At 30.3% G+C, this 20161-nt stretch carries 19 protein-coding genes; 14 read left to right on the top strand and 5 right to left on the bottom strand.

Going from position 1 to position 20161, the window contains the following annotated elements; translation table 11 throughout:
- The first annotated feature begins 4 nt into the window (after window positions 1–4).
- Genes ATE90_RS07835 through gldG form a run of 4 tightly spaced genes read left to right on the top strand, consistent with a single transcriptional unit; the run spans window position 5 to window position 2915 of the window.
- Window positions 5–289, top strand: coding sequence for a putative quinol monooxygenase (locus ATE90_RS07835; RefSeq protein ID WP_036785380.1), 285 nt, complete (start codon window positions 5–7; stop codon window positions 287–289).
- A gap of 14 nt (window positions 290–303) precedes the next feature.
- On the top strand, window positions 304–525 hold the full coding sequence (locus ATE90_RS07840) for a GNAT family N-acetyltransferase (RefSeq protein ID WP_052107532.1): 222 nt from the start codon (window positions 304–306) through the stop codon (window positions 523–525).
- A 19-nt stretch (window positions 526–544) separates the two neighbouring features.
- Entirely contained in the window at window positions 545–1264 is a 720-nt protein-coding gene (gene gldF, locus ATE90_RS07845; protein ID WP_036785378.1) for a gliding motility-associated ABC transporter permease subunit GldF, read from the top strand.
- Window positions 1254–2915 (top strand): gliding motility-associated ABC transporter substrate-binding protein GldG, encoded by a 1662-nt coding sequence (gldG, locus tag ATE90_RS07850; protein WP_235317722.1) that lies wholly within the window; start codon window positions 1254–1256, stop codon window positions 2913–2915. The genes gldF and gldG overlap by 11 nt, the downstream gene beginning before the upstream one ends.
- Window positions 2916–2949: 34 nt before the next feature.
- Here gldG and ATE90_RS07855 read toward each other — a convergent pair whose 3' ends face one another.
- Entirely contained in the window at window positions 2950–3726 is a 777-nt protein-coding gene (locus ATE90_RS07855; RefSeq protein ID WP_235317721.1) for an NAD(P)H-binding protein, read from the bottom strand.
- Window positions 3698–4360, bottom strand: coding sequence for an MIP/aquaporin family protein (locus ATE90_RS07860; protein WP_036785374.1), 663 nt, complete (start codon window positions 4358–4360; stop codon window positions 3698–3700). Before ATE90_RS07860 ends, ATE90_RS07855 begins: the two co-directional genes overlap by 29 nt.
- Window positions 4361–4460: 100 nt before the next feature.
- On the opposite strand from ATE90_RS07860, the gene ATE90_RS07865 reads away from it, so the two are divergent.
- Window positions 4461–5375: a DUF2911 domain-containing protein gene (locus ATE90_RS07865; protein WP_036785371.1), complete on the top strand. Its 915-nt coding sequence runs from the start codon at window positions 4461–4463 to the stop codon at window positions 5373–5375.
- A gap of 173 nt (window positions 5376–5548) precedes the next feature.
- On the opposite strand, the gene ATE90_RS07870 is transcribed toward ATE90_RS07865, so the two are convergent.
- The 3 genes from ATE90_RS07870 to ATE90_RS07880 form a co-directional block, all read right to left on the bottom strand.
- Entirely contained in the window at window positions 5549–6520 is a 972-nt protein-coding gene (locus ATE90_RS07870; RefSeq protein ID WP_036785370.1) for a Gfo/Idh/MocA family protein, read from the bottom strand.
- The gene (locus ATE90_RS07875) at window positions 6510–8393 is read right to left on the bottom strand and encodes a sodium:solute symporter (protein ID WP_101451188.1); all 1884 of its coding nucleotides are present in this window, start codon (window positions 8391–8393) and stop codon (window positions 6510–6512) included. Before ATE90_RS07875 ends, ATE90_RS07870 begins: the two co-directional genes overlap by 11 nt.
- Before the next feature lie 273 nt (window positions 8394–8666).
- A complete protein-coding gene (locus tag ATE90_RS07880) occupies window positions 8667–11156 on the bottom strand; it encodes a PIG-L family deacetylase (protein ID WP_101451190.1) in 2490 nt (829 codons plus the stop codon).
- A gap of 176 nt (window positions 11157–11332) precedes the next feature.
- Here ATE90_RS07880 and dnaN point away from each other — a divergent pair, with 176 nt between their 5' ends.
- From dnaN to ATE90_RS07925, 9 genes are all read left to right on the top strand, one after another.
- On the top strand, window positions 11333–12451 hold the full coding sequence (dnaN, locus tag ATE90_RS07885) for a DNA polymerase III subunit beta (protein ID WP_036785362.1): 1119 nt from the start codon (window positions 11333–11335) through the stop codon (window positions 12449–12451).
- A gap of 86 nt (window positions 12452–12537) precedes the next feature.
- Window positions 12538–13260: a nitroreductase gene (locus ATE90_RS07890; RefSeq protein WP_091953552.1), complete on the top strand. Its 723-nt coding sequence runs from the start codon at window positions 12538–12540 to the stop codon at window positions 13258–13260.
- A gap of 51 nt (window positions 13261–13311) precedes the next feature.
- Window positions 13312–13899 (top strand): acyl carrier protein phosphodiesterase, encoded by a 588-nt coding sequence (locus tag ATE90_RS07895; RefSeq protein ID WP_254712306.1) that lies wholly within the window; start codon window positions 13312–13314, stop codon window positions 13897–13899.
- 4 nt (window positions 13900–13903) lie between these two features.
- Window positions 13904–15595 (top strand): gamma-glutamyltransferase, encoded by a 1692-nt coding sequence (gene ggt / locus ATE90_RS07900; protein WP_036788124.1) that lies wholly within the window; start codon window positions 13904–13906, stop codon window positions 15593–15595.
- A gap of 18 nt (window positions 15596–15613) precedes the next feature.
- Complete coding sequence (locus ATE90_RS07905) at window positions 15614–16384, top strand: hypothetical protein (protein WP_036785355.1); 771 nt, start codon at window positions 15614–15616, stop codon at window positions 16382–16384.
- A gap of 4 nt (window positions 16385–16388) precedes the next feature.
- Entirely contained in the window at window positions 16389–16805 is a 417-nt protein-coding gene (locus ATE90_RS07910) for a VOC family protein (protein ID WP_036785353.1), read from the top strand.
- Entirely contained in the window at window positions 16805–17668 is an 864-nt protein-coding gene (locus ATE90_RS07915) for an RluA family pseudouridine synthase (protein WP_036785350.1), read from the top strand. The genes ATE90_RS07910 and ATE90_RS07915 overlap by 1 nt, the downstream gene beginning before the upstream one ends.
- Window positions 17669–17797: 129 nt before the next feature.
- Window positions 17798–19075 (top strand): hypothetical protein, encoded by a 1278-nt coding sequence (locus tag ATE90_RS07920; RefSeq protein WP_101451192.1) that lies wholly within the window; start codon window positions 17798–17800, stop codon window positions 19073–19075.
- A complete protein-coding gene (locus ATE90_RS07925) occupies window positions 19075–20157 on the top strand; it encodes an AI-2E family transporter (protein WP_036785345.1) in 1083 nt (360 codons plus the stop codon). Before ATE90_RS07920 ends, ATE90_RS07925 begins: the two co-directional genes overlap by 1 nt.
- The last annotated feature ends 4 nt before the right edge of the window (window positions 20158–20161 follow it).

The raw sequence follows: 20161 nt of genomic DNA on the forward strand, positions 1-20161 counted from the left end.
CCCTATGTTTGTTAGAATTGTTAAAATGAGTTTTCACTCAAAACATATTAAAAAATTTGAAGAAATATTTGAATCAAAGAAAGAATTCATAAAAAATTCTGAAGGATGTAAATTGTTGGAATTATACCAAGATAAAACAAACCCAGAAATATTTTTCACCTATTCTCACTGGGAAAAAGAACAAAATTTAGAAGATTATAGAAATTCTGATCTTTTTAAAAATGTATGGGCAACAACCAAAACATTTTTTAATGATAAGCCAGAAGCTTGGAGTTTAGATAACAAATAAGTTTAAAATATCATATGAACTTTAATTTTACGTTATTTCCGGTTTTAGAAACAGAAAGACTAACTTTAAGAAAAATGAATTTAGAGAATGCGACAGCTATCTTTGGATTAAGAACTAATAAAGAAATTAATGAATTTATTGATAGAGAAAAACTTAATAATCTCTCTGAATCAAGAGCTTTTATTAATCTTATTCCTAATCTAGCTTTAAATAATAAAGGTATTTTAAAACAATAAACGCATAAACATTTATACATTGAAAACCATTTTAAAAAAAGAATTCAATTCGTTTTTTGCATCTCCAATTGCGTATTTAGTTATTGGTGCTTTCTTGTTGATTAATGGCTTGTTCTTATTTGTTTTTAATGACGATTTTAATATCTTAAATGCTGGTTTTGCTGATGTAACTCCTTTTTTTTATTTAGCTCCTTGGCTTTTTCTTTTTTTAATCCCAGCAATAACCATGAAAAGTTTTGCTGATGAATTTAACACAGGGACCATTGAACTTTTAAAGACAAAACCACTATCTAATTGGCAAATTGTTTTAGGAAAATTTACAGCATCCATACTTTTGTTAATCATCGCCGTTATTCCAACTTTTATCTATATTTATTCCGTTTACAAATTGGGAAATCCCATTGGAAATATTGATTTTGGCAGTACAATTGGTGCTTATATTGGTTTACTATTTTTAGCATCGACTTACACAGCAATTGGCTTGTTTACATCCACCTTATCAAAAAATCAGATTGTAGCGTTTATTCTTGGTGTTTTTATCACATTTTTTCTTTTTAATGGTTTTGACGCGGTGGCTGATTCATTCGAAAATAATAGTCTAACCATTCAAAAACTAGGAATTAAAGAACACTATAAAAGTATTTCTAGAGGTGTGATTGACACAAGAGACATCCTCTATTTTGTTAGTGTTACTCTTTTCTTTTTATTCATAACTAAAACTAAATTAGATGATGAATAAAAATGTTAAAAATAGCGTATTTCTAATGCTTTGTTTGATTGTTTTGAACTTCATTAATCAATCATTCTATAAACGTTTCGACTTAACCCAAGACAAACGTTACACCTTATCCGAAACCACAAACTCAGTTCTTTCTAAAATTAACAAAAGACTCTATATTACTGTATATCTAGAGGGTGACTTTCCTTCAGAATTTAAAAGATTACAAGTAGAAACGCGTCAATATTTAGAGGAGCTATCTGCCGAAAACACAAACATAAAAATCAATTTTGAAGCTCCAGATGAACAACGCGAAGAATTAATTAAACGCGGTATGCTGCCAAGTAAATTAACTGTAGAAGAAGCTGGAAAGTTATCTGAAGCAATTATTTTCCCATGGGCAGAAATTTCTTTTGAAAAAAAATCAACGCTCGTCTCTTTATTACCGAATACAATTATTGCCTCACAAGATGAGCAATTGCAAAAAGCTATTGAAAATTTAGAATATAGTTTTTCGAATGCGATGCACTCCATCACGCAAAAAAAGCAGAAAAGAGTGGCCGTTATTACCGGCAATGGCGAATTACAGGACATGTATCAATATAATTTATTAAGTGAAGTTGTAAAAAAATACAGATTAGCAAAGTTTACATTGGATTCTGTAGCCACAAATCCACAACAAACTCTAAAAGATTTAACATCTTTTAATTTAGCAATTATTGCGAAACCTACTCAAAAATTTACTGCACAAGAAAAATTTACTTTAGATCAGTTTATCGCAAATGGTGGAAAAACATTGTGGATGTTAGACAATGTGCAGGCAGATCAAGATAGTCTATTTGCAAATGGTAAAATGTTAGCATATCCGAGAGATTTAAATCTAACAGATCTACTATTTTCATATGGAGTAAGAATAAATACATCTTTAATTAAAGATCTATATGCCGCCAAAATTTCCTTAGCAACAGGTAAAATTGGCAATCAAACACAATTTCAAAATTTAGATTGGTTTTATCATCCTTTAGTTAGAGGGAACCCAGACCATGCAATTACAAAAAACATTGTTCCTGTTAGATTACGATTTGCAAATCAGATAGATACTCTAAAAAATAACATTAAAAAAACACCTTTATTGGTGAGTTCTTTATTAACTAAAAAAATAGGTACTCCTAATTTTATTGAATTACAATCTATTGCTGATAAAGTTGTAGAAACTGATTATAATGACGGGAATCAACTATTTGCTGTCTTGCTGGAAGGTGATTTTAATTCAGCCTATAAGAATCGTATAAAACCTTTTGAGACTCCTCTTTATAAAAAAAATGCAATCCAAAATAAAATGGTGGTAATTTCTGATGGTGATGTTGGAAAAAATCAAATTTTAAAAGATGATGAATCAAAAATTCAACCTTTTGATCTAAACAGAGATAAATGGACCAATCAAGAATTTGGAAATAAAGATTTTCTTATTAATACCATTGATTATTTATTAGATGATATTGGTTTACTCGAACTCAGAAACAAAACATTAAAAATCAAAATTTTAGACAAACAAAAAGCTTTTAAAGAGCGAACTTTATGGCAATTTTTAAATGTAATTCTTCCACTAATTGTTTTGTTTGTATTCGGATTCGTTTTTAATTATTTAAGAAGAAAAAAATACACTAAATAATTACGTATTATTCTTATTAAATGAAGTGATAATACTAAATGTTTAATAAATCGTCATGAACAAATTTGTAGCCTAGAACTTTTTGAACTTTCTTAGAGCTTATAATTTTCCATTCATAGACTTCATTTTCTTCAAATTCAGGAATCTCAAAATCGGCACTCAATTTTGCCATTATATAAAACTCTCTTCTGGTTGGATGATGATTAGAGCAGGCATTAAAGATTTCATTCCAACAATTTTGAGCAATGATTTCATGAATAATTTCGATACAATCTTCTTTATGAATCATATTCACAAATCCCTTTGGCTGTGGAATTTTACGTCCGTTCTTAAACCAATTTGATGGATGTCTTTCATCACCAAATAAACCTGCAAAACGGATGATAGTAGTTTCAAAAAAAGTATTCTCTCTAAATAGATTTTCAATTACTGTTAGAGGTGTTTTTAAAACTTCATCTTCTTCAGTCATTACTTTATTTAACCTGGCATAAACTGAAGTAGAACTTATAAAAATTACTTTTTGAATACTAGAATTTTCAATTTGAGCAATTAGATTTTCAAACCCATCTATATCTTTAGAGGTAATCGCAATAATCAAAATATCTGACTGTAAAAAGTCGTCAAATTCTTCAAAAGAACTAATATCTATAATAAAAGGTTCAATATTATTGACTTCCAAAAGTTCTAACTTCTCTTCCCTTGTCGTAGATCCTTTTAAAGAATATCCTTCATCTAACAAGGAGATTGCTAATGATTTACCTAACCAACCACAACCTAAAATACTAACATTTCTCATCGCAACAGTTTTCATCTTTCACTAATTTACAAGAAACTACTGCTAACAAAGCTCCTAGAATTGGAGCTACAATATACATCCACAGATGCTCTAAATGACCCGAAACAATTGCTGGAGCTATAGAACGTGCAGGATTCATTGAAGCGTTTGTAATTGGACCTGCAAACATGGCTTCTAACAAAACCACTGCCCCAATCGCGATACCAGCAACTACACCAATTTCTTTACTTCCGGTGGAAACATTTATGATTACAACCATTAAGAAAAAGGTTAATAATAATTCTAGCACAAAAGCACGCCAAACATCTACAGTTGGAATGGTGGCTCCTAAAATTTCACTCGCAGGAAACAGAAACCATAGAATTAAACTGGCTGCAAAAGCACCCAAAACTTGAGCACTTATATATTGGGGAACTTCTTTCCAAGAGAACTTTTTTGCATAAGCAAAAGCGATTGTCACAGCAGGATTAAAATGGGCTCCAGAAGTTTCTCCAAAAGCATAAATCATCGCCATAACTATTAATCCCCAAGTAATTGCAATTCCTACATGTGTAACATTACCTCCCGTAACTTCATTGACTGTCATTGCTCCCGTTCCACAGAAAATCATAGAGAAGGTTCCAATAAATTCTGATATATATTTCTTCATTATTTTAAATAAAGCACAAAGATACAAACCCTTATTTTAAGGTTTTGTTAACAATTGTCATTTTTTGAATTTGTAACTTTATGAAAAATTTAAACTAATCATGAATAAACCAATTTTTAAAATTTTAAGTATCTTTATTTTCGCACTAGTGCTTTCTCTTACTAGTTGTAAAGAAAATGAACAAGCAGTTGTAAAAACAGTTACCGAACCTGTTGTTGAATTAAAAATAACAACACCTGCTCCTAGTCCTCTAGGTAAGGTATCTCAAAGGGTAGGATTGACAGATATTGACATAGAATATTCCAGACCTGGAGTAAAAGGAAGAACTATTTTTGGTGATCTAGTTAGCTTCGGAAAAACATGGAGAACTGGTGCAAATGCAAACACAAAAGTAACTTTTAGTTCTGATGTAACCATAGATGGACAAACATTAAAAGCGGGCTCTTACGGATTGTATTCTGTACCAAACAAAGATACTTGGGAAGTAATGTTTTATGCTGATTCGGATAAAAGCGGTGTTCCAAGAGATTGGGACGATAATAAAATAGCCGCAAAAACTACCGCAAAAGTTGAGTCTATGCCGATGAATATTGAATCATTCACTATTTCTTTTGATGACGTAACAAGTACATCTGTCGTAATTGGACTTATTTGGGAAAAAACATATGTTGGAATTAAACTTGAAGTTCCTACTGATCAACTGGTTTCTGAAACTATTGATGCTGTGATGGCTGCATCTCCTAAATCTGGAGATTATTATAATGCTGCAATCTATTATAGCCAGCAAGATAAAGATATTAAAAAAGCTAATGAATGGATGGAAAAAGCCATGTCTATGATTGAGAAACCTGGCTTTTGGCAACTAAGGCAACAGTCTTTAATTTATGCAAAAATGGGTGATAAAGATAAAGCAATTGCAACTGCTAAAAAATCTTTAGAAGGTGCTAAGGCGTCCAAAAATGATGCATATATAAAAATGAATACTGAATCTCTTAAAGAGTGGGGAGCAATGTAAAATTGTTTTCTTTATTCTTAAATATTTAAAATCTCAAGTTGACACTTGAGATTTTTTTAGTTTATAACATCGTGGCTTTTCATTATTTTTGACTAAAAAATAAAGTTCGTTAACGACACTAGAAAAACAAACCATTTCAGAAGATTAGATCCTTATATATTCTCCCTTTTATTCTAATACTCCAAACCAATAATTTCTCTAACCTGATCTAAAGTAGCTATCAAGTCTTTAGAAAACTCAAAAGTCATGATATTACTTTCTTTTTTTTCTTCTCTTATTAGTTGGCTAAAATGTTCCGCTTCAAAACTATAACCAATAGTTTTATATTTAAAATCAAGAATTTCTTCTTTGTCATTTTTATAAATAGTTACAGAAGGTGTTTCATGAAAACGAGTGTTTAATTTTAGAATGGCATCTTCAAAGGTAAAAACAGCTTCAGTGGGTGTTTCTTCTAATAATGTACTTTTTAAATGTGCTTTCGCACTACCATAATCAAATACTACTGAGCAACTTGAATCTACCCCGTTTTTAAAAAAAGTAGCTGCCGATTCTATCTTTTTTGGTTTTCCCAAAGTAGATAATGCTGCAAAAATTGGATAAATTCCGATATCTAACAAACTACCTCCGCCGACCTCTTTTTTAAACAATCTACTTTCTGTATTGTAAGGAGTGTAGAAGCCAAAATCTGCTTCTAAATTCTTTAAGTTTCCGAACTTTTTATTTTTAACGATGTCTAAAACATACCTAAAATGAGGCAAAAAGAAAGTCCACAGAGCCTCCATTAACAGTACATTATTGTGTTTGGCAATAGCAATCATTTCCTCTACTTCTCGCAAATTCATAGCAAATGGTTTTTCGCATAAAACTGCCTTTTTGTTTTGCAAACAAAGTATCGTATGTTCTTTATGAAAACTGTGTGGAGTGGCAATATAAACAGCATCAATTGTTTGATCTTTTGCCAAATCTATATAAGAATTAAATGCTTTTTTTACTTGATATTTTTCTGCAAATTCCTCTGCATTTTGCTGACTTCTTGAAGCTACTGCAACTAACGTTACATTTTCTGTAGACGCTAAATCTGTGGCGAATTTATGTGCAATTTTGCCTAAGCCAATAATTCCCCATTTAATATTGTTATTTTTCATTCAATATTGTTTTATCAATACTGAAAAAACCTAGAAAGAAAAATAAAACGATTAAAGAAAGTACGTGAATTATATTCAAAGACACATCATTTAAAATATCATATGTAATTTTAAAAATTACTAGAGATGTAACTATTAAAGTAATTTTACTTTGTCTGTTAATCGATTTAAAAACAAATGCCAATGAAAAAAATAAGACTAAAATGCAACCTATAAAATTTAACCATAAATAACTAACGACAGGTTCTAAATCCTGTGACTCTAATTTATAAATTCCAAAATAATAAATTGAACAAATTAGGATTTGAGTTATTACAGCAGATTTAAAAACTGAATTTCCGTTTACTTTTTTAAAGAAAAATGCCAATAAAAAAATACCTAAAACATTTCCATAAAAAATAGAACCAATAATATTTACCAATTGAATTAAGTTATCAAATAAATTTGCCACACAAGCAACAGAAATGGCAATAATACCCCAAGCTAATGTGAACCATTTAGATGCTTTTACAAAATGCTCATCGCTCTTTTCTTCTTTTATATTTCGCTTATATAGATCCATGGTCGTAGTGCTGGCCAAAGCATTTAGTTCTGATGCAGTGGAAGACATTGCTGCTGACAAAATTACCGCCAATAAAAGCCCAATTAACCCCCTTGGCAGATTGTTTAATATAAAGTGAATAAAAACGTAATCTTTATCATTTGACTCTATTTTATCCAGTGTATTTTCTTTATCAATTTTATCAATAATTACTTTTGATTTTGCTTTTAAGGCTAAATCTCTCGTATTTAAATCTTGAATTTGTTCTTTTTCTTCAATTTGAAAACCATCAGCAAAAAGTGCTTTTTTATTATTTTCAATATTGATATGCTCCTGCCTTAATTGTTGGTACTCTTCAACATAAATAGATTTTTCAATTGCTTCATTAGCACCAGGGTTAAAGTTTAATGGTGAAGGGTTAAACTGATAAAACACAAAAACCATAACTCCAATTAACAAAATAAAGAATTGCATTGGCACTTTTAACAATCCATTGAAAATTAAACCTAATTGACTTTCTCTAACAGATTTACCTGACAAATAACGTTGAACTTGACTTTGATCTGTTCCAAAATAGGAAAGCATTAAAAAGGTCCCTCCTAAAACACCTGTCCAAACTGTATATCTATTACTTAAATCAAAAGAAAAATCTAACACTTCCATTTTATTGCTCGCTCCAGCAATTTCTAATGCATTTTTGAAGGTAATATTTGCAGGAAGTTGACTCATAATCATGAAAAACGCAATTAACATTCCTGTAAAAATGATAATCATTTGCTGTTTTTGCGTCACATTTACGGCTTTAGTCCCGCCAGAAACAGTATATATAATTACTAGAAATCCAATGATAATATTTAAAGTCAATAAATCCCAACCTAAAACTGCACTTAAAATAATTGCAGGCGCAAAAATGGTTATTCCTGCCGCCAGGCCGCGCTGAATTAAGAATAAAATTGCGGCTAAACTTCTTGTTTTTAAATCGAACCTACCTTCTAAAAATTCATATGCTGTATATACTTTTAACTTGTGATAAATAGGAATAAAAACAACGCATATAATAATCATAGCAATCGGCAAACCAAAGTAAAATTGAACAAACCCCATGCCACTGTGAAATGCTTGTCCTGGAGTTGATAAAAACGTAATTGCACTCGCTTGAGTTGCCATTACAGACAAACCGATAGTCCACCACTTAGAGTCATTCCCTCCTTTTATATAGTCTTGTACATTCGCATTTTTTCTTGTAATATAGGTTCCATAAGCAACAATAAAAACGAGTGTAACCGACAAAATAATCCAATCTATATAATGCAACTTGTTTGAAATTCCCATAGCTTATGATGTGAAATAATTTGAAATGAAATAGAAAATGATTACGTAAATTAAATTCGCAATTAGAACGAATGAATATTCTTTTTTCCAGGTGTATTTTTCTTGATTCATAATTAAGAATATATATTAACTGAATTGTTTGCTTATAAATTACTATTTATTTTTTAACACCCCTACTAAAGCTAGAGTCTATAATTACTTCTAATAGATTATTACTACTTATTATCTTTCATAATAGTCCAAAAAATAAGAATATAAAGTCGCTCATTAAAACTATTTCTTTTTCCCAACAGACAACATATTTGCAAATAATTTATATGCACCAGAAACGCCTGCTGGCAATTCTCTAAAGAAACTTAAACCTGTATAAATATAATTTCCCTCACCATATTTTGCAATTAATAAACTTCCGTTTTTTGGCAACTCTCCTTTATCGTACATAGATAAAATAGCTGTAAAATTTTCATCCCAAGCATTAGGAAAGTACAAACCACGTTCTTGCACCCAACCTTTAAAATCTTCCGCTGTAATTTTATTTGGAAAGTTCAACAATTCATGCGTTTCATCTAAAATAGTTACTTCAGAAAATTCATCTGTAACTCTATCTCTGGAAAGTTTCAATGGATACGGAGGGTCTACGTTCACTCTTCTATTGGTGTTATATTGCACGATCATATTACCCCCTTTTTTCACATAATCTAATAGGAATTTTTGCTTAAATTTTAATTCTTTCACAATGTTATAAGCTCTAATCCCTAAAACAATTGCATCATATTTTTTTAAATTTTCTACATTAATTTCTGATGGTTTTATCTCAACAACGGTATATCCAATTTGACGCAAACTTTCTGGAACAGCATCACCTGCACCTTTAATATAACCTATTTCATTACCTACTTTTTCAATATTTAAACGAACTACTTTCGCTTCAGAGTTTAATAGCACAGATTGTTTAGGAATATGATTGTAATTTATTTCTATTAATTCTTTTGAATACTCTTTTCCATCTGCAATGGCAACTACTTTTAATTTTCCAACAGATTCATTACTTGGCGGTGTGACCAAAAAATCAACTGTCTCTTGATCATATTTCTGAGCAATATTAAATACAATTTCTTTAGGTAATATTTGCCAATTTTCTGGAACTTGAAGGCTTACTTTGCCAGAAGTAAAATTCGCTCCCGCTTTTACCACAACACTTATTTTTTTTACAGTTTCATCGGAAAAAATAAGTACTTTGTCTTTTAGTTTTGTGGTAACTAAAGGCATCATTTCAAAAGGCTCATAAATTTCACCTTTATCACGTTCAGCATATCTTCTCACTACATTTTTAGTGATGGTAATCGGAATTCCTTCTATAACCAAATTAAAATCCATTTTTGCTGGCCTTAGTGTTTCTGGACTACCAATTAATATTTGATTATTAACCGTATAAGTTCCTAAAGAAGAAGATTCTCGTAACCAATAAGGATCAGAGTATTGATTTGTATTTAAAGTAATCGTCTCTTTAAAATTTATTTTTTTATTATTAGATAAGTTAATCTCTTTTACAATTGACTTTTCATCAATTTTAGATGTGATTGAGGATAAAATGATAAAAGCTTCACTCCTATTTAATACTTCAAAATTGACGTCTATTTTTGAATTTGGTGTTCCGCTAGAAGCGTTTGCTGAAGCTTCTAAATAAAGCCCTGCAGATGCTTCAATAATTTCTTTGATTTGTTTTTCTTTAATTTTTCTCCAATGGGAATCCTCTAAAAGTTGAATTTTTTGAAAAGCTTCCAATAATTTTGGAATGTGTTTAGACGGATTTACAAAATCAAATTTTTCTTCAACCTCATATAATATAGCTCCAATCTCTCCACCGCCTTTAATGCGATTCCAAGTGGTATTAATTCCTGAAAAAATATCTTTTTTATCCTTTAAAGCATCTCCTTTTAAAAATTTTAAAAATTCAGATTGTTCTCCTCTTGTGGTAATCCTGCCAAAACCTTGGCACAAATGCTGGCTACTTGCCATAGAAGCTAACTCATTATTAGACAAACCTTTTAAAGGATAATATACACCAATGTCAAATTTTGTAAAATCTTTAGAAGCGATTTTAAACGCTTCTTTATCCTTATAAAACCAAGAAGATGTATTGAAAAACAAACGTTTTGGCTTCCATAAACTACTATGTTTTAATTGTGTTGAGTATTGAGTACTATCATTGGCCAAATCAAAAGCTTCTACACTTAACATCGCAGAACTTGTATGATGACCGTGAGTCGTTCCAGGAGTTTCATGATTAAAACGATTGATAATTACGTCTGGTTTAAACGTTCTAATTGCCCAAACAACGTCACTCAAAACCTTTTCTTTATCCCAAATCTTTAGTGTTTCATCTGGATGTTTAGAATACCCAAAATCATTAGCTCTTGTAAAAAACTGCTCTCCACCGTCGATTCTTCTTGCTGCCAGCAATTCTTGTGTTCTAATGACACCTAACAATTCTCTAATTTCTGGACCAATTAAATTTTGTCCTCCATCTCCTCTAGTTAAAGACAAATAACCTGTTCTCGCTTTTACACTATTTGCTAAATAAGTAATTAATCGTGTATTTTCATCATCTGGGTGTGCAGCAATATATAACGCAGTTCCTAAAAAATTGAGTTTTTGAATTTTCTCAAAAATCTTATTTGATGTTAATTTTTGGGGACTTTGAGCAAATAGTGAAACAGAAATTAATGAAAAACCTAGTATCGAAAGTAAAAATTTCTTCATATTTTAAAATTAGTCGTGTAAACAAATGTAGTTTTTTATACATAAAAATGAATGAATTAACATAAATATAACATTTCTAAAATCATCAACAAAATGCTCATAACCTGTTAATAAAATAATTTTTAAAGTCACTTTTTTAGAATATATTTGTAGAACACATTAAGAAAAAATATTACATGAAATTTATTGTATCCAGTTCTCAATTATTAAAACAATTACAAGTTTTAGGAGGCGTTATAAATAGCAACAACACATTACCAATTTTAGATAACTTTTTGTTTGAGTTATCTGAAAATCAATTAAAAGTTTCTGCATCAGATTTGGAAACAACAATGAGTTCTGTAGTCGATGTAGAAAGCGATAGTTCTGCTTCTATTGCGGTTTCTGCACGTTTGTTATTAGATACTTTAAAGACCTTTCCAGACCAACCTTTAACATTTAAAACAGAAGGTGATAACACGATTGAAATTAGTTCTGATCAAGGGAAGTATGATATGGCTTATTTTAGCGGAGATGAATTCCCTAAAGCAGTTTCATTACCTTCACCAAGTAAAACAGTGGTTCCTGCAAATATTTTAGGTACGGCAATTTCTAAAACAATATTTGCTGCAGGAAATGATGATTTACGCCCGGTAATGAGTGGTGTTTTCTTTCAATTTAGTTCACAAAGCTTAACCTTCGTTGCTACGGATGCTCATAAATTAGTGAAATACACAAGAACGGATGTTACTGCAGATCAGACAGCAGAATTTATTATGCCAAAGAAACCTTTAAATTTATTAAAAGGAATTTTAGGTGGTTCTGATAGCGAGGTTACAATTGAATATAATGACGCAAATGCAAAATTCACTTTTGATAACGTGGTTTTAGTTTGTCGTTTAATTGATGGGAAATATCCTAATTACGAAGCTGTAATTCCTAAAGAAAATCCAAATAAATTAACAGTTGATAGAGCTTCTTTTTTAAACTCTGTAAGACGTGTTTCTATATTCTCTAGTAAGACTACACACCAAATTCGATTAAAAATGGCAGGAACTGAATTAAATATTTCTGCGGAAGATTTAGATTTTTCTAACAAAGCGGATGAGCGTTTGAGCTGCGACTACCAAGGAGATGACATGCAAATTGGTTTTAACTCACGTTTTTTAAGTGAAATGCTAAACAACTTAAGTTCTAATGATGTTTTAATTGAAATGTCATTGCCAAACAGAGCAGGAATCTTGACACCTATTGATGGCACAGATGAAGGGGAAAAAGTTACTATGTTGGTAATGCCTGTAATGTTAAATAATTAAAATAAAAAACATATTTAATACTCTAAACCACAACTTTTTAGTTGTGGTTTTTTAGTTACTTTTAACAATAATTAAACTTTTAGCCAGTGACTTTCGAGGAAACAAATAAAAACAGAAGAAGTATTAGAGATTTTAAAAACACACCCGTTTCTGATGAAATTATCAATCAAGTTCTAAAAGAAGCTTTAGAGGCTCCCTCAAGCTCCAACACACAACCTTTTAAAGTTGTTGTTGCAAAAGGTGATATACTAAAAAAAATAGGAGAAGATCTTACTTTTAAGTACAATACTGGCCAAAAATTAAGAAAACTAAACATATTCAGCAAAATTTACACTGCCCATAAATATAAACTGAATGTGAATAAAGTGTACAAGACCATACAAGGTAAATATCCAGAAATTTTTCAAGAAAGAAGAGTAAAAACTGGTTTTGGTTTGTATAAAGTACTTGGTATAAAAAGAGAGGATAAAAAAGCAAGAGCTGCTAGTTTGGCGCGTAACTTTACTTTTTTTGATGCTCCTGTTGGTATTTGGATTTTTGTAGACCCAAAAATGGGGTATACTTCATTAGTTGATGCAGGTTTATTTATGCAAAACTTAATGTTATCCGCCACGAGTAAAGGTTTAGGGACTTGCGCACAAGGAGCTTTAAATTTATGGAGAGAACCAGTAGATAAACATTTCAATGTGCCAAAAGGATATGAATTAGTTTGTGGCCTTTCTTTTGGCTACCCAAGTGATCATATTGTAAATTCTTATCGTCCAGAAAAAATTGGTTTAGAAGAACTTTTGGTCTCTAAAAGGAAATAAAGAGTTTATATTTTTTTTACTCTCTTATTGTTTTTTGTTTACTTTTAACGAATGAATTTTCTAGCGCATCTCTACTTATCGGAAAACAATACCAATATTATGATTGGAAATTTTATTGCAGATCATATTAAAGGTAATAATTACGATGGATTTTCGGAAAAAATTCAGCAAGGTGTTTTTTTGCACAGAGAAATAGATACATTTACCGATGCTCACGAAGTTGTTAGAAAAAGTAAAAGACGTTTACACGAGCGCTACAGGCATTACGATGGTGTAATTATAGATATTTTTTATGATTATTTTTTAGCAAAAAACTGGTCAAATTATTCGGTAATCCCATTAGATATTTACACAGACTCCATTAATAAATTTTTCTATGAAATTTCACCTGAATTGCCTTTAAAAACTCAGAATTTCATTAAATACATGATTCAGTATAACATCCTTTTCAATTATCAATTTAAAGATGGTATAGAACGTGTTTTAAACGGAATGAATACCAGAACAAAAGGAAAATCTCAAATGAATTTAGCCATCGAAGATTTAACTATTTTACATCAAGAATTTGAAGATGACTTTACCATTTTCTTTAAAGATTTACAAAATTTTACGGTACAAAAACTTCAAGAAATTAATTAGAATTATGAGAAATATCAGTATACTTATAACACTATCTTTATTATTTATAAACTGCGAAACAGCAATTAATAAAGAAGAAACAACAGGATTGGTAACTCAAAAAGCAATGGTTGTTACCGCCAGGGAAGAAGCTTCTAAAATTGGTGCGGATATCTTAAAAAAAGGAGGAAACGCTTTTGATGCAATGGTTGGTACAGAATTAGCTTTAGCGGTTGCATATCCTTTTGCAGGAAATCTTGGTGGTGGTGGTTTTATGGTCTATAGAAAAAATGACGGAGAAATTGGGGCTTTAGATTATAGAGAAAAAGCACCTTTAGCTGCAACCAAAAACATGTATTTGGATGCAAAAGAAAATGTAATTAAAGGAAAAAGCACACTTGGAGCAATGGCTGTAGGTGTTCCTGGAACAATTGCAGGAGTTTTTGCAACACATAAAAAATTTGGAACACTTTCTATTGAAGAAATACTAAAACCCGTAATTGAATTAGCAAAACGCGGTGTAATCGTTACCAAAAAGCAAGAAAAAAGAATTAAATACTTTCAACCATTATTTTTAAAAGCGAATAAAGATTCTATTATTTTTAGTGAAAAATGGCAAGAAAATGACACAATAAAATATCCTGCTTTAGCAGAAACTTTAACTAGAATACAACAGAACGGAAAAGAGGAGTTTTATAATGGTGAAACTGCAAAACGTTTGGTGAAATTTATTCAAGAAAACGGAGGAATTATAACCTTAGAAGATTTATCTAAATATGAAGCCAAATGGAGAACTCCCGTTACTTTTAAGTATGACGATTTAAAAGTAATTTCTATGTCTCCTCCTTCTAGTGGAGGTATTTGTTTAGCTCAAATTATGACAGCGATTGAGCCTTTTAACTTGGATGAATTTGGGCATAATAGTGCAAAGTCAATTCAAGTAATTACAGAAGCAGAAAGACGCGCTTATGCAGACAGAAGTTACTTTTTAGGTGATCCTGATTTTGTAACAATTCCGCAACAAAAATTAATTTCTAAAGAATACTCTGAAAAAAGAATGGCTAATTTTTCTTTTGAAAAAGCTACTAAATCTTCTGAAGTTTCTCATGGTACTATCGAAATTATTGAAAGTGATGAAACCACACATTACTCTATTGTAGATCAATTTGGAAATGCGGTTTCCGTAACAACAACTTTAAATGGCGCTTATGGTTCCAAATTATATTCGTCTGAATTAGGTTTCTTCTTTAATAATGAAATGGACGATTTTTCCAGCAAACCTGGTGTGCCAAATATGTTTGGTTTAATTGGTGCAAAAGCCAATGAAATTGTTCCAGAAAAAAGAATGTTAAGTTCTATGACACCAACAATCGTAGAAAAAAACGGAAAACTTTTTATGGTTGTAGGAACTCCTGGAGGATCAACAATTATCACATCTGTTTTACAGACTATTCTAAACGTGCATGAATATAAAATGGGAATGCAGCAGGCTGTAAATGCTGCAAGATTTCATCATCAATGGTTACCAGATGTTATTAAAATGGAACCTAATAGTTTTAATAAAGAAGTAATTGCTGAGTTAAAAAACCTTAATTATTTAATTGACGAAACTTCTTCTAGAATTATTGGTAAAGTTTCTGCTATTTTAATATTGCCAGAAGGAAAATTAGAGGGTGGAGCAGATAAACGCGGAGATGACACGGCTGTTGGTTTTTAGGTTTTATAAATAGAAACTATGATTAAAAACATTTTAAACTTACTCTTAATTCTAATATTTTTCAGTTGTAGTTCTGATGAAAATTTTAGTGTAAAAAAAATTGAGGAAACAAAACCAAATTCTCCAGAATTAAAATATGATTTTCCTTTATTAGTAGGTAAACCTTTACATATAAATAAAAAAGTAAATTCTGAAATTTTTAAAGATTTTCTTGATATAGACATCAATAAAGAGCACAAAAGTATTTTTGAAAACGTTTGGGGAACAAAAGAAAATTCTATTCCTATACTTTCTGATTTAACGTACAGTATAAACACACTTAATAAAAAAATGTATTCCGTTACTCTAAATGCAGATGGCTGTGGTGCATATTGCGAATTTTTCTCAACTACTTATAATTATGATTTATCAAATGGTCATCGGATTTATTTAGATTCCATTTTTAGTAAAAAAGGTAAAAAAGAATTACTCCTTTTAATTTCAAGCGAAAAAAGAAAAGAAATAGAAAGCTATATATTAAAAATCAACAACGAAGTTGTTTCAAAGCAGGATAAAAATAGATTAAACCAAACAATAGAACTTTATAAAAATTGTTTGAACAGTTTGCCTTTTAATTCCTTAGAATTTATCGACTTTAAAATTATAGACAAAACAATAGTTTTAACTTCAGAAAGATGTTCCAATCACGCAGAAAGAGCACTTGATGAGTTAGGAGATTATCAATTTATAATTAAACAAAGTCAAATAAACTCACTTTTAAATAAATATGGTAAAAACATTTTAAATTAAACTAATGATACAACCATTCCATTTAGCAATTCCAGTGCAAGATTTAGAAAAGTGTAGAACGTTTTACAGAGATATTTTAAACTGTGAAGAAGGTAGAAGTTCTGAACATTGGGTAGATTTTAATTTCTTTGGACATCAATTAGTTATTCATCAGAAAGATGGATTTAACCCAGAGAGAATTTCCAATCCAGTTGATGGACACGATGTTCCTGTACCGCATTTTGGAGTCGTTTTAACTTGGGAAGACTGGCATTCTTTAGCGGATCAATTAAAAGCTAAAAATACAAAATTTGAAATAGCACCTTGCATTCGTTTTGAGGGAAAGGTAGGAGAACAAGCAACAATGTTTTTTACTGATCCCGAAAAAAATGCATTAGAGTTTAAAGCTTTTAGAGATATGAGCCAGTTATTTGCAAAATAATGCAATTAGCGGAAACTCATATTGTAGAAAAGTTAGAAAAATCAATTCGTTTTCAAGAATACGGAGTTGGAATTTTTAATACAATTCCGACTAAATCTGGCATAAAAAAAGCAATCAAAAAAGAACTTATTTTTATTGATGGACTTTTAGCAACAACCTCTAAATTTATTTCTGGTGGAGAAAAAATTGAGCTTTTTGAATCAGAAAACTCATCCACTTTTGAAAGATTAAAATTAGATTTAGAAGTTTTATTTGAAGATAGTTATTTAGCCATTATTTACAAACCTGCTGGTATTTTGGTTAGTGGAAATAGATTTGTAACCATAGCAAATGGATTAACTCAAAACTTAAAAAAAAGTAATCAACTCGATGCTGTAAGACCGCAACCAATTCACAGATTAGATTATCCAACAAGTGGGCTTTTATTAATTGGAAAAACAAGTTCATCCATAAATGCACTAAGTGCATTATTTAAAAATAACGAAATTCAAAAAACATATTTTGCAATTACGATTGGGAAAATGGAAGAAAATGGTGAAATGAATTTTCATATTGATGAAAAAATAGCATTAACGCAATTTGATGTTTTGCGAACGGTAGTTTCTAAACGCTTCACTTTTTTAAATTTGGTGAAACTTAGCCCAAAGACTGGCAGAAAACATCAGCTTAGAAAACATTTATCTTCCATTGGAAATCCGATTTTAGGAGACAAAGAATATTTTAAGGAAGGACTTGTTTTAAACGGAAGAGGTTTGTATTTACATGCATCTGCACTAGATTTTATACATCCTTTTACAAAAGATACAATTTCTATCACCAAAGAAAATCCTAAAAAATTTACAACTATTTTTCCAGATTTTTAAAAACTTAAATTCGAGAATAATTTAAAAAACGGAGGTCATAAAAACACATATTAGATTATTATGAGTAGAACAAATAGTTTCTTCATTTAAAAAATGATATTTTAGCTTTAGATTTTTTAATGTAAAAAAATGAAGAAGCTTTTTAAATTTATTGGAATTCTTTTACTGCTATTAGTTATAGCACTCGGAATTTATTATTTCGTAAACCACGAACCTTTACCTAAAGGAGAAAAAGGAAAAGAAGCAGATGCTTTAGCCATTAGAATGTTGAATGCATTAAACAATGATGCCTTTTTACAATCGGAAACTTTAGAATGGAGTTTTAGAGGAAAACACTTTTATAAATGGCACAAACAAGAAAACATTGTTGAAGTTTCTTGGGATAAAAATAAGGTCATTTTACACACCAGTAAGCCTTCCGAATCTAAAATTTTTATTGATAATGAAAAAGTAGAAAATCAAGAATTATTAAAAAAAGCAAGTGATTTTTTTAATAATGATTCTTTTTGGTTGGTTGCACCCTATAAAATTTTTGATGCTGGTACGGAAAGACGTATTGTAAAGTATAATGATAAAGATGCTCTTTTAATCACCTATACCTCAGGGGGATTAACTCCAGGAGATTCTTACCTCTGGATTTTAAACGAAAACTATTTTCCAACATCATTTAAAATGTGGACTTCCATAATTCCTATGGGTGGTGTTTCTGCAACATGGTCTGAATGGAAAAATACTTCAGCAGGCATAAAACTACCCACAAAACACGAACTTTCTTTATTTGGAATGAAGTTAAATCTGGGAGATGTAAAAGCTTATAATACGAAAGCAGATCAACTTGCTTCTAAAATTCTAAAAGCTATCCATCACGAAGCATATAGAAAAACACGATATCTAGAATGGAGTTTTGGAGGTAGAAGACATTTTAAATGGGATAAAGAAAAAAATATAGCAGAAGTTACTTGGGATACTATTCGCGTAAATTTACATACAAGAAATAGAGAAAATAGTGCTGTTTATTTCCATAATAAAAAACAAGAAATTGCGGACTCCTCGCTTGTAAAAAAAGCTTGGGATATTTTTAATAACGATTCTTTTTGGCTAGTTGCACCGCATAAACTATTCGAAAACGGAATTATTAGGAGTATTCAAAAAGTAGATACCCAAGAGGCTCTTTTAGTAAAATATACAACTGGAGGAACAACCCCTGGAGATTCTTATCTTTGGGTTTTAGATACTAATTATGTTCCTAACAGTTTTAAAATGTTTGTGCCAAGTATGAAATTGAATGGAATCTCAGCGACTTGGGAAGATTGGAAGCTTACAGAAAGTGGCACTTTATTGCCTACAAATCATGCATTTTCTAGTGGAAACAAATTAAGTATGGGAGACGTAAAAGCCTATAAATAATGAATTCAAGAACCATCGCAAACGGAATTTTAAGAGCCATAGGAATTGTTTTAGGAATTTTACTATTTGTTTACTTTCTGTACATAATTCAATCTGTAATCGTTTACATAATTATTGCAGGAATTTTATCTTTAATTGCAAGACCCATTATTCTTTTTTTAAGAAGAAAACTAAAATTCCCAAATACCATCGCTGTCATATTTACAATGGCTTTAATGTTAGGCCTTTTAACAGGTTTAATTGTTATGTTTATACCTTTAGTTGCAGAACAAGGAAAAAGTTTATCCTTGCTAGAAGTCGATAAACTACAGCAAAATGTTCAACAAATATTTAGTCAAACTACAGCTTATTTTTCGTCAAAAGGAATTGATGTTCTAAGTGAATTAAAGGAAGTCGATTTTATGTCTCAATTTAAAGAAATTCCTAATTTATTAAATTCTGTATTAGGTGCTGTTGGATCTTTAAGTGTTGGTTTATTCTCCGTTTTATTTATCTCTTTCTTTTTTATGAAAGATAGCCAATTACTAAAAAAAGGTATAATGACAATTATCCCCAATCAAACAGAAGGAAGGTTTTCAAAGTCTCTAGAAACCATTAATGATTTACTTTCAAGATATTTTATTGGATTACTATTTCAAATTACAATTTTATTTGTGTTGTACACAATTATATTATTGTCTTTTGATATTCAGAATGGCGTAGTTATTGCCTTTTTGTGTGCGTTATTAAACCTAATTCCCTACGTCGGTCCAATGATTGGTGCTGTTATTATGTTTGTTTTATCAATGACAAGTAATATTGGATTAGATTTTCAAACCCAAATATTATCGACCTCATTATGGATTATGTTTTGGTATTTAATTGCTCAATTCATTGATAATTTTGTGAGTCAACCACTTATTTTTTCAAAAACAACAAAATCCCATCCTTTAGAAATATTTTTAATTATTATTATCGGTGGATTACTTTTTGGAGTCGTTGGAATGATTACTGCTATTCCCTTATACACGGCCTTAAAAGTGATTTTAAAAGAGTTTTTGTCAGATAATAAAATTGTAAAATCTATCACAAAAGATATTTAGAAAA

This window comes from Polaribacter sp. Hel1_33_96 (assembly GCF_002846595.1).
GTDB lineage: Bacteria > Bacteroidota > Bacteroidia > Flavobacteriales > Flavobacteriaceae > Polaribacter.

Coding starts and splice junctions, on each gene's coding strand:
- ATE90_RS07855 (WP_235317721.1), bottom strand. CDS start 3,726: ATGAAAACTGTTGCGATGAGAAATGTTAGTATTTTAGGTTGTGGTTGG.
- ggt (WP_036788124.1), top strand. CDS start 13,904: ATGAGAAATATCAGTATACTTATAACACTATCTTTATTATTTATAAAC.
- ATE90_RS07925 (WP_036785345.1), top strand. CDS start 19,075: ATGAATTCAAGAACCATCGCAAACGGAATTTTAAGAGCCATAGGAATT.
- ATE90_RS07905 (WP_036785355.1), top strand. CDS start 15,614: ATGATTAAAAACATTTTAAACTTACTCTTAATTCTAATATTTTTCAGT.
- ATE90_RS07915 (WP_036785350.1), top strand. CDS start 16,805: ATGCAATTAGCGGAAACTCATATTGTAGAAAAGTTAGAAAAATCAATT.
- ATE90_RS07835 (WP_036785380.1), top strand. CDS start 5: ATGTTTGTTAGAATTGTTAAAATGAGTTTTCACTCAAAACATATTAAA.
- ATE90_RS07880 (WP_101451190.1), bottom strand. CDS start 11,156: ATGAAGAAATTTTTACTTTCGATACTAGGTTTTTCATTAATTTCTGTT.
- gldG (WP_235317722.1), top strand. CDS start 1,254: ATGATGAATAAAAATGTTAAAAATAGCGTATTTCTAATGCTTTGTTTG.
- ATE90_RS07860 (WP_036785374.1), bottom strand. CDS start 4,360: ATGAAGAAATATATATCAGAATTTATTGGAACCTTCTCTATGATTTTC.
- ATE90_RS07920 (WP_101451192.1), top strand. CDS start 17,798: ATGAAGAAGCTTTTTAAATTTATTGGAATTCTTTTACTGCTATTAGTT.
- dnaN (WP_036785362.1), top strand. CDS start 11,333: ATGAAATTTATTGTATCCAGTTCTCAATTATTAAAACAATTACAAGTT.
- ATE90_RS07840 (WP_052107532.1), top strand. CDS start 304: ATGAACTTTAATTTTACGTTATTTCCGGTTTTAGAAACAGAAAGACTA.
- ATE90_RS07875 (WP_101451188.1), bottom strand. CDS start 8,393: ATGGGAATTTCAAACAAGTTGCATTATATAGATTGGATTATTTTGTCG.
- ATE90_RS07895 (WP_254712306.1), top strand. CDS start 13,312: ATGAATTTTCTAGCGCATCTCTACTTATCGGAAAACAATACCAATATT.
- ATE90_RS07910 (WP_036785353.1), top strand. CDS start 16,389: ATGATACAACCATTCCATTTAGCAATTCCAGTGCAAGATTTAGAAAAG.
- ATE90_RS07865 (WP_036785371.1), top strand. CDS start 4,461: ATGAATAAACCAATTTTTAAAATTTTAAGTATCTTTATTTTCGCACTA.
- ATE90_RS07870 (WP_036785370.1), bottom strand. CDS start 6,520: ATGAAAAATAACAATATTAAATGGGGAATTATTGGCTTAGGCAAAATT.